The sequence below is a fragment of the Rhizobium sp. FG96 genome, from assembly GCF_057808655.1.
The window spans coordinates 372,713-386,631 of sequence record NZ_JBMDIL010000001.1 but is presented as its reverse complement, the minus strand read 5'-3'; the positions used below and the strand labels follow the sequence as shown (position 1 = coordinate 386,631).

Below are 13,919 nucleotides of genomic sequence, written 5' to 3'. Positions count from 1 at the left end.
GAGGCTCCGGGCGCGGCGGCGCCATTCTCGCTAGCACCCTACCAATTTGAAATCCCTGTCATATCACCCACTTGTTACTTCGCGGCCCGCATAAATTTGCCATCATGCGGCCGCGAATAAGAGGCGCCGGGATTCTAAGCCCTCGGTATCCAAGAGGAGTCGACACTATGAAGTTCAAAGCGATAGCGGCAGCTGTCATGGTTGCCGGAATGGCGGCCACGGCGGTCTTCGCACAGGACGGCACGCATGAAGCGCGTGAAGCCATGATGAAGAAGATCGGCGGTTCGGTCGGAGCCATGACGGCGATCGCCAAGGGCGAAAAGCCCTACGATGCCGAGGCCGTCAAGGCCGCGCTCACAACCATTTCGGAAACCGCCAAGGCTTTCCCGGACCAGTTCAAGCCGGGCACCGAGCAGGGCGACAAGGAAGCCAGCCCGAAGATCTGGGAAAACATGGCGGACTTCAAGGCGCGGGCAGACAAGCTGAGCGCTGACGCAGACACCATTCTGGCCCAGCTTCCGGCAGATCAGGCCGGTGTCGGCGGCGCGCTGAAGACGCTCGGCGCCAATTGCGGCGGCTGTCATCAGGCCTACCGCATCAAGGAATAGCGGTAGGTCTTCCCCATCCTTAAGGCTTTCGGTCCGCCCCTGCCTTGCCGCGGGTGCGGACCGGTTTATCTTCAGCCGGGATATCCGGTAAAAACATGGGGGTAGCGGCCGATGGTCCGCAGGTTCATCCGCTTCGTGCTCTGTCTGATCGGCGCCGTCATCATCGGCGGCGCGGCCTTCTATTTCATCACCGCGCCCAATCCGCTGCCCGAAAGCCACTGGGCCGATCTCGGCGCGCCCGATGTGAAGAACGGCGAGATGGTGTTCTGGGCGGGCGGCTGTGTCAGCTGTCATGCGGCGCCCGGTTCTGAAGGCGATGCCAAGCTGACGCTCTCGGGCGGCCTCGCGCTGAAGAGCCCCTTCGGCACCTTCCATGTCCCGAATATCTCGCCCGACGAGACGGCCGGTATCGGCACCTGGACGCTGGCGCAATTCGGCAATGCCATGAAGCGCGGCGTCGGCCCGCAGGGGCAGCATCTCTACCCGTCCTTCCCTTACGGCTCCTATGCGCGCCTCAGTGACAAGGACGTCAACGACCTCTTCGGCTACATCAAGACGCTGCCGAAGAGCACGAATGTCGCCCCGCCGCACGAACTGCCGTTCCCCTATAATATCCGACTGGCGCTTGGCGGCTGGAAATTCCTCTATTTCAACGACCAGCCGCGCGTCGTGCTGGCGAACGCCGACGACAAGCTGAAGCGCGGCCAGTATCTGGTCGAAGGTCCCGGCCATTGCGGCGAATGCCACACCCCGCGCGATGCGCTGGGCGGCTTCAAGCCCGACATGTGGCTCGCAGGCGCGCCGAACCCGGAAGGCGAGGGACGCATCCCCAACATCACCCCCGGCGGCCAGGACGTCGGCAACTGGAGCGAAGCCGACATCGCCAACTACCTCGAAACCGGCTTCACCCCGGATTTCGACTCGGCCGGCGGCTCGATGACCGAAGTCCAGCAAAACATCGCCCACCTGCCGAAGAGCGATATCGAGGCAATCGCCGCCTATCTGAAGGCAGTGCCGAAACGGTGATCTCTGTGCGGTGTAACCCGCTGTTTGATCTGGCTGCGGGGTATGCCGCAGCCATGAAAGAAGTTGACGAGTACGTTGAAACGCCCCATGTTAGATGTCAATTCGACGTCGTATTGACGGCTGATTGATTGCTTTTTGGCTCACTGGAGCGTGGACTATGACAGATTCAGCTACAAAACTCACATTGCGCCTGTCGCCTGAAGCGAGAAAGACAATTGAAAAATTGTCCATAGAGATGGGCGGCGTAACCGCGTCGGAAGTGATCCGAAGAGCGTTGGGCACTGAGCTCTTTTTGAAAGAGGCTCAAAAGAGAGGCGAGAGAGTGCTTTTGGAGGATGACGCAAACCGGCTTCGCGAAGTTGTGTTCCGATAAGATAAAATAGGGGCCAAAGCAGGCCCTTATTTTCTTTCGGAACCATAGTAGAAGCCTGTTACGGCTCCTACCAAAGCGATCGTTGGTGGGATAATGACTTTTAGGGTCTCAGCCAGCAATTGTTTGTCGAAGTTGCAAATCATAGGCCCGAAGATCGCAGCCAGAAGTGCCAGAATGATCATCCCGCTAAATGTCCAGATCAATATGAGGGCCAGTGTTCTGCGGGTTTCTTCACGATCCTTGGGCTGGGTAAGAGGCGGTTCCGGGTCGCCCAATGACTGATCTTCCTGGAAAAGAGTAGGCGACACCACTCCAAGAGTGTCGTTCTTGCCATTCACTTGATCTTTGTCCGCCAAAGGCCCCTCCTTGCGTACTCAAATGCGCAGAGCAAGAATAAACTTGGTGCCCTCATTAAGTCAACGCAGGGTTGTTTCGCCATTGGCTAAGTTTGGCGCTTGCCAAACTGTCCCTCGATCGCCGCCTTGTCGATCACCGACCAGACCGCGCGCACCTTCCCGTCCTCGAAGCGGTAGAAGACATTCTCCGCAAAGACGATGCGCCTGCCATTCACCGGCAGTCCCATGAATTCTCCCGCTGGCGCGCAGTCGAAGGCGAGCCGCGCCGCGATATGCGGCGGGTCGGAGATCAGGAGGTCGATGGTGAAGCGCAGGTCGGGGATCTCCCGGTAATCCTTCTCCAGCATGGCGCGATAGCCGGACAGCCCAAGCGGCCGGCCGTTATGTTCCGCGTCGGGATGGACGAAGCGCCCGAGTTGCGGCCAGTCCTGCGCGTTCAGGCAATTGATATAGCCGCGGTAGAGCGCTGCCAGCTGTTCTTTCGTCTCGCTCACGCTTTTCTCCTCAGGACTGCGCCGATCTCCAGGGGTTAATCCGAAAGAAGTATCGCGGTTCCCGTCTTCTTCGGCAAAGCTTGGCGAATGCAGCCGGCAGAGAAGGTTGCAAGTCGATCCATCGTCCCGTCATGGTTATATTTAGTTTCAAAAAGTATAGCCATTTTCCTATCAACAAAGAAATGCCGCATTGCAGCACAATCTTGCTCGCGCTGCTCAATACTTGCCGCCCTGGCAAGCTCTCGTCCGCGACTGACTGAAGAACACTCTGGTCTTCCGAAAGAAAAGGATAGTTGAATGCACGGCATGTCTGTCTCCTCGTCGAATGATCTTGAAGCCGTCGCCCGCAAGGGTGGCAAGCTGCGCCGCATGGCGGTGCGCATCCCCACCTATCTCGCCGATATCAGGGAAAACCCGGCCTGGCTGCCGATGTTTCTTCTGGCGCGCACCATTCCCGGCCGCCGCGCCCATTGGCTGACGGCCAAGCGCGTCAATGACGGACCGCAGCTGCTGCCGTCGCTCTTTTCAGGCGTCGAGGTGGATCATGTCGTGGATAGCCTTGAGGGAGAGGGGCTGTTTTCGGGGCTCGTCCTGCCCGGCCATATCCACCGCGAGATCGCCGCTTTTGCCGCGGAGACGCCGTGCTTCGGCAATTTCGACCGCCGCCTGGAATTTCGCGCATCCGAGCACCGCGATGCCGAGAAGCGCTTTGGCCGCGCGCTCCTGAGCGGCCACCATTTCGAGCGCGCGCTGGATTGCGATGCCGTGCTCGCCGTGCAGAAGGATCCGCTGCTATCTGCGGTCGCCCGGCGTTATCTCGGCGCCCAGGCGCAGCTCATCACCACCCGCATCTGGTGGAGCTTCCCGACTGAAGCCAGCGAGGCCGACCGCAGCCTTGCCTCGCTCGACAAGTATCACTTCGATCTCGACGACTGGCGGATGCTGAAATTCTTCTTCTATCTCGTCGATGTCGACGAGGACACCGGTCCGCATATCTATGTCAGGGGCAGCCACAAACGGCGCCGGATGAAGCACCAGCTGACATTGCTCGTCGGCCACCCGGCCGATGAGATCCTCGATTATTACGGCAGTGACAGCGCGGTGACGCTGACCGGCAAGGCCGGACAGGGCTTCGTCGAAGATCCGTTCGGTTTCCACATGGGCACGGTGCCGAAAACAGCGCCGCGGCTGATGATGGAAGTCGGCTTCGGCGTCTCGAAGCCGTCCCGGCGCCGTTTCCACGGCGAGCCGGTGATCCGCTGAAAAGCCTTGCTGGCGCTCAGGCGAGCGCCTGCATGTAGCGCATGCCGGTGACCGGGCGCGCCGTGAAATCCATGTACTGGTAGAAGCGGTGCGCCTGGATATTGCCGGTCGCGGCGCTGACGGAAAGGTAGTCGCAGCCGGCGGTCTTCGCCGTCTCGCGGGCGCGGTTGACGAGATGCTGGCCGATGCCATGGCCGCGATGGCCGTCGCGCACGAAAAGATGGTGCAGGTCCATGCCGCGCTTGCCTTCCTGGGCGCGGTAGAGCGGGCAGAGGATGGCGTATCCGATCAAGCCCTCGTCGGTTTCGGCAACCAGCGCGGTGATCCATGGAACCGGGCCGAACAGATCGCGCTCCAGCTGCTCCGGCGTCGAGGCGGCCGCATCGCCGTGATGCACGGCAAGCAGGGCAATCATCTCGTTGAGTTCGGGCAGATCGCGCGGCTTTGCCGTGCGGATCGTCACCACGGGCGGCCGTATCAATGAGATTTCGCTGTCTTCGATTTCAATCATGACCTTCGCGTCCTTTTCTATTTCTGCCGTCAGGACGCTGCCGATACAACAAAGCCGCCTGACGGCGGCTTGTTGACAATATGATCTGTCGAGCCGCCCCTTACAGGTACAGCCAAAAATACGTGCTGGTGATGTGCGCGTTCTTGATCATGGGATGATAGATTCTCCAGATCGCGGATTTTGTCAATGCCACTTTCGGTGCAGGTCGGTACGGCCTTCATTGCTTTGGCTACCGGACAGGTGAATTTTCCTTTTCGATGAGCCGTTGCCGCTTCCATCGCTTACTGTCACGATATTGCTATGAAGAATATCCTGATCGTTGACGATGCTCGAAATGCCACTTTCAGTGTGTTCCAAGCCAATGAGCAGGAATACGCCATCATCTTTCCGAACGGCCAAGACATGGAGCTGATCGAAGATCTGATCGCACGGATCGGTGATGATGAAGCCGGCCGGCTGCTGGCACCGATTTGGGAGCGGCCTATCCTCAAGCGAGAGGCAATGGGAATCCATGGGACGCTGTTCTTCGACAATGAGACCACCCAGCGAATAATGCCGGCATCAAAGCGCGAGGTTGATTGGGACGATGCTTCGATCAACCAGGCGCAAAGGCTTCTATTCTCTCAACACCGCTGAGCGCGCCAAGCAGCTTTGAGCCGCGTTTCGACATACTATTCGTCCTAACAAAACACATAGATCAGCCCGGCGATCGCTGCGATGCAGATGAGGGCGAGTGTGCCGCGTTCGATCCGGCCGCTCATCGCGGCCACCAGGCGGCGAGCGAGGAAAGGCTGAAAATCAGGGCGACGGCGAGGGTGATTGCGCACCAGCCGAGCGCCCGGCGGACGGATTGCGGCAGGCGCCGCAACGTGGGTTCCATTTGTGCCGGAGCGGCGGATGCCACCGCTTCGGCCTTTACTTCCTGCTGTTCATCCCCGGAATTCTCCATCGGGAAACCTCGCATCGCCGCTCGGTGTCAGCCGTTGCATCCCCATGAAAACGCGCCGACAGGGATGGTACACTGCCGGTGCCGGCCTGGCTTTTGCATTTGACATGTCGGGCGAAGATAACGAGGTGCCAAAAATCCCCGGAGTGGCCGAGGCAAGTTTGACAAAAGCTATGAGTGCAACAGTCCGCTCATTGCCTCCGCGACGGATTCTTTCACCGGGTGACTTTCATGAAGAACGAAAAGATTTTTGTAACCCGGCCAAGTCTGCCGCCGCTGGAAGAGTTTATCCCTTCGCTGGAGAAGATCTGGGACAGCAAGATCCTGACGAATGGCGGCCCGTTCCATCAGGAACTCGAGCAGCGGCTCGCCGAGCATCTGGGCGTTGCCCATGTCAGTCTCTTTGCCAATGGCACCATGGCGCTGCTGACTGCGCTGCAGGCGCTGCGCATCACCGGCGAAGTCATCACCACGCCATACTCTTTCGTCGCCACCTCGCACTCGCTTCTGTGGAACGGCATTCAGCCCGTTTTCGTCGATATTGACCCGGTGACGCTGAATATCGATCCGGCGCGGATCGAAGGGGCAATCACCCAGCACACGACGGCGATCATGCCCGTTCACTGCTACGGCCACCCTTGCGACGTCGAGGCGATCCAGCGGATCGCCGACAACTATAATCTCAAGGTCATCTACGATGCCGCCCATGCCTTCGGCGTCGAGGATGCGCAGGGCAGCGTCCTGAAATACGGCGACCTCTCGGTCGTCAGCTTCCACGCCACCAAGGTTTTCAACACGTTCGAAGGTGGTGCGATCATTTCCCCGGACGCCAAGACCAAGGCGCGCATCGACAATCTGAAGAATTTCGGCCACATCAGCGAGGTCGCGGTCGTTGCGCCCGGCACCAATGGCAAGATGAGCGAGTTCAACGCCGCACTTGGCGTCCTTCAGCTGAAATATGTCGATGCTGCCATTGAGGCTCGCGCCCGGATTGATGCTGCCTATCGCGAGCAGCTTGCCGGTATCAAGGGTATCAACTGCCTCGGCCCATCGACGGAAACGGTCTCTAACTACTCGTATTTTCCGGTCCTGATCCGGCCGGATTTCCCGATGTCACGCGACGAGGTCTATGATCGCCTCAAGGACACCGGCATTCATGCCCGGCGTTATTTCTACCCGCTGATCTCGAGCTATCCGATGTATCGCAGCCTGCCCTCCGCCGCTGCGGTGAACCTTCCGGTTGCTATCGAGGCGGCCTCGCAGGTTCTCTGCCTGCCGATCTATCCCGATCTTGAAATGGACACCGTCGAGAAGGTCACGGATTTTCTGCGCTCGGCGTGATCGGTCGCTCTTAATCTCTGCTGAGCAAGGCCTTTTCGTGCTCCAGCATCGTCCGGCTGCGCGGCTTAAGCGGCCGGGCCGGGTTGCCCGCATAGATCATGAATGGGTCGAGGCTCTTGTTCACGAGCGTCATGGCCCCGATGGCAGCGCCTTCGCCGATCGTCACACCGGGAAGGACGACCGCTCCCGTCCCGACGATGGCATGACGGCCGATCGTCACAGCCTTGGAGACCACGTTGGTGAATTCGGCCGGAACCATCGGGTTCGTCATCCATTCACCGCTATAGTCGTCGCTTCTGGCGTAGATCGAGACGCGCGCCGACAATCCGCTGAAACTCTGCATCGTGATCCGGGTTTCGCCGTGGCCACCATGCAGCGTGCAGTGGCTGCCAATATGGATATGGTCTTCCAGCCGGATCTCACCGCTGAGAATGGAGAAGTCGTCGATCCGGACGTGATCTCCGAGGCTGATCGACTGGGCGCCATAGATGCGGGAAAACCGACTGACCTTGCAGTTCTTGCCAAACGCCCGCAGCCCGAGCGCCTGCAACTCATCCTGAGACAAAAAGCTGTCGGCCATCGTAAATATCCTATCCCGCCTGAAGGCGAAGCACGCGGCTATGTCTAGCGCGATTCTACACGCGCTGGCTGCTTACCCGCAGGAATTCACATTTTTGTGTGACATTCGAATCGGATAGTGTCCGGGCGGCTGGACCCCTTTGGCGCCGGGCTTTTGCGGTTTGCCTGGGATGCGGAATTGCAATTCATCATGGCTGCCGAAATTTGGTTTCGGCCCTAATTTGAGAGCGAAGTCATTCATGAAATTTGTTGCGCTTATCGGCCTGATCGACGAGGCAGACTGCATCGGCACCTGCATCGATTACCACCTTTCGATCGGCTTCGATCACATTGTCGTCACTGATATCGGCTCGACGGATGGCAGCATCGAGATTGTCGAGGAGCGTATGGCCTCGACGTCGCGCGTATCCCTGCTTCACGCGGGTCTCGATCTTCGCAGCACGAATTGGCCGGCGCGGATGCTGGACTATGCCGTCAATGAGCTGGCGCCTGATTACGTCGCGCACATTGATCCCGATGAGTTCTGGATTCCCTACAGCGGAACGCTGTCATCGCTGCGCGATCCTGGTCATGCCGACATGATGAGCGTTCGCCGCTACAATGCCGTGCAGAATGTTGATGAGGTCGTGAACGGCAGGCAGCTTGACCCCGCGCGGTTCCGCGAACAGATCGTTTACATCGAGCGTGCTCCGGTTGATGCCAACAGCCCGATCGGCACGCCCATCTATTCTGGAGCGATCGGGCCGAAGATGATGCACAGAGGCGTCGGCGCGCAGCTTGCGCTCGGCCATCATTCCGTTGCCAGTCCGAATCTGAAAACGCAGGTCGTTCCGGAAGATCTCCTGATCCTGCATTTCCCGATCTCGAGCTATGTTAGGTTCGAGCAGAAATACCGGAACGCGGCAGCGACACTTGCCGCAAATCCGCAGATGCCTGCCGGCGCCGCATGGCATTGGCGGCGCCTGGCGAAGGCGATTGCCCAAGGCACGCTTGATGAAGAATACCGTCACCAGTTGTTCAACAATGAGCAGATCGAACGTCTGCTGGGCATGGGCCGGGTCGGCCCCCTGGAAGGCATTTTCGCAAGCAAGGTCTAGCTCTTTTGGCCGCGCGCCAGTAGCGCGGCCCAATTACGCTTCGGATACTTCGCAGCGCCCATCCGCGCAGCCATCGCCGCCGCCCGCGCTCTCGCCCGCATCCTTCACTGGCGCCGCCAGCGCCATGGCGATCCGGGCGCCGACGGCCATGTCGTCTTCGACGCCAAAGGCGTGGTGGAGGATGGTGCCGTCGCGGCCGATGAGGACGGAGGAAGGGGTGCCGCGCAGGCCGTAGCGGCGCATGGTGACGGGAATATCCGACTGCCCGTCGGCCTGGTCGACGCCGATCGGCGAGGTCAGCCGGTATTCGTGGATGAAGGCCTTCAGCGTCACCGGCGTCATCGCCTCATGGTGCTCGAAGACAGTGTGGAGGCCGATGACCTGCAGGTCGGTATTGCCGAAGAGCCGCTCGATGCGGCGCACCTGCGGCAGGCTTTCGGATACGCAGCCCGGGCAGAGAAGCTGGAAGCTGTGAAGATAGATCACCCGTCCGCGCAAGCCTTCGAGGGTCAGTGGCGTCCTGGTGTTGAACCATTGGCTGACGGCGAGTTCCGGCGCGGTAATGGCGGTTTCGTTCGGCATTGCTGAAATCCTTTCTTGAGCCGGCCCACCTCGGCGCAGTTGCAAACGGCCCATGCGGGGGAGTAAGTCTGGGCGGCTTTCTCTTTTCCATTTGCCTGGAGAGAGGAACATGCCGGTCCGCCGATGGCAGTTGGCGGACCGGCGCCTTCCTCACTTGGCGGGCATGACCTTGCCGGGCAAGCTGAGATTGCCCGAGGCGACCTTGAAGACATTGTCGACGCAGAGCAGCGGCGAGTGCAGGTTGCCGTTGATCTTCAGCCCGGCCGTCACGCCGTCATAGGATGCGCCCTTGATGCCGCCGATCAAGGACAGCGGTATGGTGACGTCGACGGTATCGCCCTTCAGCGCCGTCGGATATTCCGGGCTGTCGATCAGAAGCGGCACGCCCGGCCAGGTGGCCGGCAGCTTCGGCTTGCTGCCTTCGGGGATATCGCTGACCTTCAGCCCGCCGGCGCAGGCCTTGTCTTTGTTCAGCACCACCCAATGCGGATGCCAGACGGAGCGGTTCTTCTTGCCATAGGCGGCATCGTCGAAATCCGGATGGAAGGTAACGGCGAGCGCGACGATCCCCTTGTCCTTCTCGAAGCCGATATCGCCGCTGTTGAGCGAGGTCGGCCAGACATAGGCATAGACGCCGGATCCCGCGAATTTGCCTGTCGCCGCGGGCTTTTCGCTGCCGGCCTCGCCGCGCACGCGGGTCGAGAAGGTGGCGCTGTCCCTGGTCGTGGTGATCCGCGTCTCGATGATGTCGAACGCCGCCTTCACCTTGTCGTCCGGCTTGGCTTCGACGGAATGGGCTGCAGCGAAATTCGGCGCGAGCGCCAGCGTTCCGGCGATCAGCGCGCCGGTCAGTATAGGCCTGAACATGGTCGGTTCCTTTCCTGTTCCTGTTTGCCTGGAGAGCCTGCCTATCCCTTTTGAAAGGCGTCCCAGGTGGCAGCCCGGGTTGCCGGATCGGCAGTTTCATGTTCGCGGCAATCGACGCGGAAATCGCGTTGGCCGAAGGCCGCATTCACGAAGTCGCAATGATGCGGCCTGGCCGCGTCATTGTGCTGGTAGGGCCGGAAATAGCGGCAAGTGGCGCACATGCGCTGCACCGGTATTGCCTCGGCCTCCTGGAGATGCCGGATCATCTTGACGATCGACATCAGCAAATCTTCCTGTTCACCGGCGGGCAGCGCCCGCGCCGCCGCTGCCGCCGATCCCTCGGCCGCACTCGCCTCGGCCAGGATCGCGCGTCCCGCAGCGCTCACCACCACGGCCGCCGCGCGCTTGTCGCCGGCTGCGGCCGCCTTTTCCGCATAGCCCTTGCGCTCCAGCGCTGCGATCGAATCGGTCGCCGTCGGCTGCGAGACGCCGAGATGGACGGCGATCTCCTTCACCCGCACCGGCCGGTCGCGCCCGGCAAGGTAATCGAGGATCGCAAGCTGCGTCGGTTTCAGGCCGGTCGCTTCGGCGCGCATCCAGTCGTCGCTGCGCATCGCGGCTGCCAGACGCGCCAGGCCTTCGCTGATGCGGTGTGAGATCGGGGTCGGGTCAGATGGCGTTTCCATGAGGCTTATATATAGGAGTCCTATATAAATTCAAGATGGACCTGCGGCGGCTTGGCTCTTTCGTGAAGGCGCATACCCGTGATAGGGTACCCCCCTATAGTAAATCGAGAGCATAGATGTCCCACACCCAGCACCAGAAAAAGAAGCTGATCGCCCGCATCAGCCGCATCAAGGGCCAGCTCGAGGCCGTCGAGCGCGCACTCGATGCCGAACGGCCCTGCGGCGACATCCTGCAACTGCTCGCCTCGATCCGCGGCGCATTGAACGGGCTGACCGGCGAGGTGCTGGACGATCACCTGCACGAACACGTGTTGCACGCCGCCGATGAGAAGGCGCGGGCCGAGGCGGTGGAAGAAATTTCGGAAGTGCTGCGGACCTATATCCGCTAGAGACCTGAGGACTGCGCAATGACTGCAAACACGCTTGAACATGATCACGTCTTCCTGGGTGCCGATCACGACCGCAACGAACGCCGCATCTGGCTGGTGATCGCGCTGACGGCGGTGATGATGGTCGTCGAGATCGGGGCAGGGACCTATTACGGCTCCATGGCGCTGGTCGCCGATGGCTGGCACATGTCTACCCATGCAAGCGCGCTGCTGATCTCGGCCTGCGCCTATCTCTATGCGCGCAAGCAAGCGCATAATCCGCGCTTCACCTTCGGCACCGGCAAGCTCGGCGATCTCGCCGGCTTCGCCAGCGCCATCATCCTCGCCATCATTGCCCTGCTGATGGCCTGGGAAAGCTTCCTGCGAATTACCCATCCCGTGCCGATCAGCTTTTCGCAGGCGATCGGCGTTGCCGTTGCCGGTCTCGCCGTCAATCTCGTCAGCGCCTGGCTGCTGCGCGGCGAGGGCCATCATCACGGCCATGCTAGTGGCCACGATCACGATCACGGTCACCACCACCACGGGGATCACGCCCATCACGGCTCCGGAAATCACGGCCACGGCGCCGACAACAATATGCGCGCCGCCTATATCCATGTCATCGCCGATGCGCTGACCTCGGTGCTCGCCATTGCCGCACTTGCGCTTGGCAGCGTCTATGGCTGGTTGTGGCTCGATCCCTTGATGGGCATCGTCGGCGGCATCATCATCGCCCAATGGTCCTACGGCCTGATGAAATCCTCCGGCCGCGTGCTGCTCGATGCGATGGAAGAAAACGAGAATCTGCCCGGCGAAATCCGCCAGGCGATCGAAACCGGCGGAGACCACATCACCGACCTGCATGTCTGGCAGGTCGGCCCCGGCCACCACGCGGCAATCGTCGCCCTCGTCAGCGCCGATCCGCAGGCGCCCGAAGTCTACAAGGCGAAGCTCGAGGCACTCGGCGAATTGTCGCATGTGACGGTGGAGGTCAGCCGCGCAAGGGCTGCAGCCTGATATCTTTTTTGAGGCGGCGACATCGCGCCACAATCGCTCCTTAATTCTGTCCTCCGGTGATTCTGCCGGAGGATTTCATGCCCATTGCCCTGACCCGCCGGAGCCTGATGATTGGCTCTGCGCTTCTCTATCCCGCCGTCATGCTGGTGCCGGGAGCGCGGGCCGATGACGATGATGTCGACCAGCAGCTGGCGGCACTCGAAAAGCGCACGGGCGGGCGCCTCGGCGTCTCGGTCATGGATACCGGCACCAATGTCAGCTTCTCCAATCGCGAGACCGAGCGCTTCCCGCTGCTCAGCACCTTCAAGGTCCTGGCCTCCGGCATGGTGCTCGCCCGGGTTGATAAGGGCGAGGAAAATCTCGAACGCCGCGTCACCTACGATCAGGACAAGATCGTCACCTATTCGCCGGAAACCGAGAAGCATGTCGGCGCCGAAGGCATGACCGTCGGCGAGCTCTGCAAGGCGGCGATTACGCTCAGCGACAACACCGCCGGCAACCTGCTGCTCGAAAGTCTCGGCGGCCCGGAAGAGCTGACCAAATGGCTGCGCTCGATCGGCGACACCTCGACCCGCCTCGACCGCATCGAGACCGCGCTCAACGAGGGCAAGAAGGACGACCCGCGCGACACGACGACGCCGGATGCGATGCTCGATACGCTCGGCAATCTCACCCTCGGCTCGGTGCTGTCGGAGCCCTCGCGCACGCAGCTGATCGACTGGATGGTGGCGAATACCACGGGTGCCGCCCGCCTGCGCGCTGGGCTGCCGGAGGAGTGGAAGATCGGTGACAAGACCGGCACGGGCAATAACGGCTCGGCCGCCGACATCGCCGTCCTCTGGCCGGAGGAAAGCGGCTCGCCGATCCTCGTCGCCACCTATATCGCCGAGGCGACGGCGCCCGTCTCCGAGCTCAATCAAGTCTTTGCCGAAGTCGCCAAGATCGCCGCCGGCATGCTGCAATAATCAATTCCATCAAAGCGATACGGCGGAGATGTGAATCTCCGCCGCATGGACTTGAATCGGATTATGAAGGGGCGTCGGACTGTGCCGATCGGCCCCGGACCGGTCAGCCCGAAGTGGTCTGATTGTCGGATGCTGTCTGCGGCACGTCTGCTGTCGCCTGGCTGCCCTTGCCGTCGTCGTCGATGCCGGTAAGCTGCTTCTTGATCGCATCGGCGATCTGCTTTTCGATCGCCGCCCGGGCGTCCGGATCCATCGCCTTGAGGCTCTCTTCACTGAGGCCCATCTGGTCGAGGATGCTTTTGCGGATCTTCTCCGCCGGCGTCATGTTGGCGTAGTCCTGGAATTCCTGGAGCAGCGCATCGTGCTTCTGCTTGGCCTCGACATCTGCGTCCGTCTCTTGCGCGATCGTCGTATCCGATGCCGTCTGCATCGACCACATCACGCTGGAAATCGAAGGCGCCGTATAGCTCGGCGCCATCCCGCCGCCGACTTCACGCGCAGAGCTCTCGGCCTGCATCGGCGTGTTCTGCTGTTGCTGCTTGGGGCGCTGGTCGCCGGAAAGATTGTAGGGATTGAAAAGGCTTAGAACACTGCCGTTGATTTCCATGAAAAGGACTCCCTCAAAGATTGCGCAGACCATCGGCCGCCAAACCTGCGCGAGGCTGGATTTGCGTATTTCAGGTTGTGCTGAAAAGGTAGGTGGCTAGGTTTGCTGACAGCGGGTGAGGGGTGTGCTGACCTAGCGAGCAGTGGGTGGTGCTGTTCTACAACAGCGGTGTGTTCGCCAGACTATGCCCTGAGCAATGAGCTGACGTCAGAATCCGGAGCCCCCTCACCCTA

Annotated in this window: 21 protein-coding genes; 10 read left to right on the top strand and 11 right to left on the bottom strand. The window is 60.8% G+C overall.

Annotated elements, in window-relative coordinates:
• The first annotated feature begins 167 nt into the window (after window positions 1-167).
• The 3 genes from ACODR6_RS02055 (at window position 168) to ACODR6_RS02045 (ending at window position 2,007) form a co-directional block, all read left to right on the top strand.
• Window positions 168-608, top strand: coding sequence for a c-type cytochrome (locus tag ACODR6_RS02055; RefSeq protein WP_112715045.1), 441 nt, complete (start codon window positions 168-170; stop codon window positions 606-608).
• A 111-nt stretch (window positions 609-719) separates the two neighbouring features.
• Window positions 720-1,634 (top strand): c-type cytochrome, encoded by a 915-nt coding sequence (locus ACODR6_RS02050; RefSeq protein ID WP_489020396.1) that lies wholly within the window; start codon window positions 720-722, stop codon window positions 1,632-1,634.
• 157 nt (window positions 1,635-1,791) lie between these two features.
• On the top strand, window positions 1,792-2,007 hold the full coding sequence (locus tag ACODR6_RS02045; protein ID WP_489020394.1) for a hypothetical protein: 216 nt from the start codon (window positions 1,792-1,794) through the stop codon (window positions 2,005-2,007).
• Window positions 2,008-2,033: 26 nt separating this feature from the next.
• Here ACODR6_RS02045 and ACODR6_RS02040 read toward each other — a convergent pair whose 3' ends face one another.
• The 3 genes from ACODR6_RS02040 to ACODR6_RS02030 all read right to left on the bottom strand — a co-directional run bounded on the left by ACODR6_RS02040 (window position 2,034) and on the right by ACODR6_RS02030 (window position 3,165).
• A complete protein-coding gene (locus ACODR6_RS02040) occupies window positions 2,034-2,363 on the bottom strand; it encodes a hypothetical protein (protein WP_489020392.1) in 330 nt (109 codons plus the stop codon).
• Between the two features lie 86 nt (window positions 2,364-2,449).
• On the bottom strand, window positions 2,450-2,857 hold the full coding sequence (locus ACODR6_RS02035) for an ester cyclase (RefSeq protein ID WP_489020390.1): 408 nt from the start codon (window positions 2,855-2,857) through the stop codon (window positions 2,450-2,452).
• A gap of 35 nt (window positions 2,858-2,892) precedes the next feature.
• Window positions 2,893-3,165 carry a hypothetical protein gene (locus ACODR6_RS02030; RefSeq protein ID WP_489020388.1) on the bottom strand — a complete coding sequence of 91 codons (273 nt, stop codon included), beginning with the start codon at window positions 3,163-3,165 and terminating at the stop codon, window positions 2,893-2,895.
• On the opposite strand from ACODR6_RS02030, the gene ACODR6_RS02025 reads away from it, so the two are divergent.
• Window positions 3,155-4,120 carry a phytanoyl-CoA dioxygenase family protein gene (locus tag ACODR6_RS02025; RefSeq protein ID WP_489020386.1) on the top strand — a complete coding sequence of 322 codons (966 nt, stop codon included), beginning with the start codon at window positions 3,155-3,157 and terminating at the stop codon, window positions 4,118-4,120. The genes ACODR6_RS02030 and ACODR6_RS02025 overlap by 11 nt on opposite strands.
• Before the next feature lie 16 nt (window positions 4,121-4,136).
• Here ACODR6_RS02025 and ACODR6_RS02020 read toward each other — a convergent pair whose 3' ends face one another.
• Window positions 4,137-4,631, bottom strand: a complete 495-nt coding sequence (locus tag ACODR6_RS02020; protein WP_489020384.1) for a GNAT family N-acetyltransferase — start codon at window positions 4,629-4,631, stop codon at window positions 4,137-4,139.
• 29 nt (window positions 4,632-4,660) lie between these two features.
• Window positions 4,661-4,909 (bottom strand): hypothetical protein, encoded by a 249-nt coding sequence (locus ACODR6_RS02015; protein WP_489020382.1) that lies wholly within the window; start codon window positions 4,907-4,909, stop codon window positions 4,661-4,663.
• Between the two features lie 22 nt (window positions 4,910-4,931).
• On the opposite strand from ACODR6_RS02015, the gene ACODR6_RS02010 reads away from it, so the two are divergent.
• Window positions 4,932-5,267: a hypothetical protein gene (locus ACODR6_RS02010; RefSeq protein ID WP_489020380.1), complete on the top strand. Its 336-nt coding sequence runs from the start codon at window positions 4,932-4,934 to the stop codon at window positions 5,265-5,267.
• Between the two features lie 121 nt (window positions 5,268-5,388).
• Here the strand turns inward: ACODR6_RS02010 and ACODR6_RS02005 are convergent, their stop codons facing one another.
• On the bottom strand, window positions 5,389-5,580 hold the full coding sequence (locus ACODR6_RS02005) for a hypothetical protein (protein ID WP_489020378.1): 192 nt from the start codon (window positions 5,578-5,580) through the stop codon (window positions 5,389-5,391).
• A 228-nt stretch (window positions 5,581-5,808) separates the two neighbouring features.
• On the opposite strand from ACODR6_RS02005, the gene ACODR6_RS02000 reads away from it, so the two are divergent.
• Window positions 5,809-6,918 (top strand): DegT/DnrJ/EryC1/StrS family aminotransferase, encoded by a 1,110-nt coding sequence (locus ACODR6_RS02000; protein ID WP_489020376.1) that lies wholly within the window; start codon window positions 5,809-5,811, stop codon window positions 6,916-6,918.
• 10 nt (window positions 6,919-6,928) lie between these two features.
• Here ACODR6_RS02000 and ACODR6_RS01995 read toward each other — a convergent pair whose 3' ends face one another.
• On the bottom strand, window positions 6,929-7,498 hold the full coding sequence (locus ACODR6_RS01995; protein ID WP_489020374.1) for an acyltransferase: 570 nt from the start codon (window positions 7,496-7,498) through the stop codon (window positions 6,929-6,931).
• Between the two features lie 238 nt (window positions 7,499-7,736).
• Here ACODR6_RS01995 and ACODR6_RS01990 point away from each other — a divergent pair, with 238 nt between their 5' ends.
• Window positions 7,737-8,594: a glycosyltransferase family 2 protein gene (locus ACODR6_RS01990; RefSeq protein WP_489020372.1), complete on the top strand. Its 858-nt coding sequence runs from the start codon at window positions 7,737-7,739 to the stop codon at window positions 8,592-8,594.
• 33 nt (window positions 8,595-8,627) lie between these two features.
• Here the strand turns inward: ACODR6_RS01990 and ACODR6_RS01985 are convergent, their stop codons facing one another.
• The 3 genes from ACODR6_RS01985 to ACODR6_RS01975 form a co-directional block, all read right to left on the bottom strand.
• On the bottom strand, window positions 8,628-9,176 hold the full coding sequence (locus ACODR6_RS01985; protein ID WP_489020370.1) for a redoxin family protein: 549 nt from the start codon (window positions 9,174-9,176) through the stop codon (window positions 8,628-8,630).
• A gap of 150 nt (window positions 9,177-9,326) precedes the next feature.
• Complete coding sequence (locus tag ACODR6_RS01980; protein WP_489020368.1) at window positions 9,327-10,043, bottom strand: hypothetical protein; 717 nt, start codon at window positions 10,041-10,043, stop codon at window positions 9,327-9,329.
• 41 nt (window positions 10,044-10,084) lie between these two features.
• Complete coding sequence (locus tag ACODR6_RS01975) at window positions 10,085-10,729, bottom strand: MarR family winged helix-turn-helix transcriptional regulator (RefSeq protein ID WP_489020366.1); 645 nt, start codon at window positions 10,727-10,729, stop codon at window positions 10,085-10,087.
• Window positions 10,730-10,845: 116 nt separating this feature from the next.
• Between ACODR6_RS01975 and dmeR the strand changes: the two genes are divergently transcribed.
• From dmeR to bla, 3 genes are all read left to right on the top strand, one after another.
• Window positions 10,846-11,118, top strand: a complete 273-nt coding sequence (dmeR, locus tag ACODR6_RS01970) for a Ni(II)/Co(II)-sensing transcriptional repressor DmeR (protein ID WP_489020364.1) — start codon at window positions 10,846-10,848, stop codon at window positions 11,116-11,118.
• 18 nt (window positions 11,119-11,136) lie between these two features.
• Window positions 11,137-12,114, top strand: coding sequence for a CDF family Co(II)/Ni(II) efflux transporter DmeF (gene dmeF, locus ACODR6_RS01965; RefSeq protein ID WP_489020362.1), 978 nt, complete (start codon window positions 11,137-11,139; stop codon window positions 12,112-12,114).
• A gap of 77 nt (window positions 12,115-12,191) precedes the next feature.
• The gene (gene bla / locus ACODR6_RS01960) at window positions 12,192-13,079 is read left to right on the top strand and encodes a class A beta-lactamase (protein ID WP_489020360.1); all 888 of its coding nucleotides are present in this window, start codon (window positions 12,192-12,194) and stop codon (window positions 13,077-13,079) included.
• Window positions 13,080-13,182: 103 nt separating this feature from the next.
• Here the strand turns inward: bla and ACODR6_RS01955 are convergent, their stop codons facing one another.
• Window positions 13,183-13,686 (bottom strand): hypothetical protein, encoded by a 504-nt coding sequence (locus ACODR6_RS01955; RefSeq protein WP_489020358.1) that lies wholly within the window; start codon window positions 13,684-13,686, stop codon window positions 13,183-13,185.
• Window positions 13,687-13,919: the final 233 nt, after the last annotated feature.

Coding starts and splice junctions, on each gene's coding strand:
- ACODR6_RS02055 (WP_112715045.1), top strand. CDS start 168: ATGAAGTTCAAAGCGATAGCGGCAGCTGTCATGGTTGCCGGAATGGCG.
- ACODR6_RS02050 (WP_489020396.1), top strand. CDS start 720: ATGGTCCGCAGGTTCATCCGCTTCGTGCTCTGTCTGATCGGCGCCGTC.
- ACODR6_RS02045 (WP_489020394.1), top strand. CDS start 1,792: ATGACAGATTCAGCTACAAAACTCACATTGCGCCTGTCGCCTGAAGCG.
- ACODR6_RS02025 (WP_489020386.1), top strand. CDS start 3,155: ATGCACGGCATGTCTGTCTCCTCGTCGAATGATCTTGAAGCCGTCGCC.
- ACODR6_RS02030 (WP_489020388.1), bottom strand. CDS start 3,165: ATGCCGTGCATTCAACTATCCTTTTCTTTCGGAAGACCAGAGTGTTCT.
- ACODR6_RS02020 (WP_489020384.1), bottom strand. CDS start 4,631: ATGATTGAAATCGAAGACAGCGAAATCTCATTGATACGGCCGCCCGTG.
- ACODR6_RS02015 (WP_489020382.1), bottom strand. CDS start 4,909: ATGGAAGCGGCAACGGCTCATCGAAAAGGAAAATTCACCTGTCCGGTA.
- ACODR6_RS02010 (WP_489020380.1), top strand. CDS start 4,932: ATGAAGAATATCCTGATCGTTGACGATGCTCGAAATGCCACTTTCAGT.
- ACODR6_RS02005 (WP_489020378.1), bottom strand. CDS start 5,580: ATGGAGAATTCCGGGGATGAACAGCAGGAAGTAAAGGCCGAAGCGGTG.
- ACODR6_RS02000 (WP_489020376.1), top strand. CDS start 5,809: ATGAAGAACGAAAAGATTTTTGTAACCCGGCCAAGTCTGCCGCCGCTG.
- ACODR6_RS01995 (WP_489020374.1), bottom strand. CDS start 7,498: ATGGCCGACAGCTTTTTGTCTCAGGATGAGTTGCAGGCGCTCGGGCTG.
- ACODR6_RS01990 (WP_489020372.1), top strand. CDS start 7,737: ATGAAATTTGTTGCGCTTATCGGCCTGATCGACGAGGCAGACTGCATC.
- ACODR6_RS01985 (WP_489020370.1), bottom strand. CDS start 9,176: ATGCCGAACGAAACCGCCATTACCGCGCCGGAACTCGCCGTCAGCCAA.
- ACODR6_RS01980 (WP_489020368.1), bottom strand. CDS start 10,043: ATGTTCAGGCCTATACTGACCGGCGCGCTGATCGCCGGAACGCTGGCG.
- ACODR6_RS01975 (WP_489020366.1), bottom strand. CDS start 10,729: ATGGAAACGCCATCTGACCCGACCCCGATCTCACACCGCATCAGCGAA.
- dmeR (WP_489020364.1), top strand. CDS start 10,846: ATGTCCCACACCCAGCACCAGAAAAAGAAGCTGATCGCCCGCATCAGC.
- dmeF (WP_489020362.1), top strand. CDS start 11,137: ATGACTGCAAACACGCTTGAACATGATCACGTCTTCCTGGGTGCCGAT.
- bla (WP_489020360.1), top strand. CDS start 12,192: ATGCCCATTGCCCTGACCCGCCGGAGCCTGATGATTGGCTCTGCGCTT.
- ACODR6_RS01955 (WP_489020358.1), bottom strand. CDS start 13,686: ATGGAAATCAACGGCAGTGTTCTAAGCCTTTTCAATCCCTACAATCTT.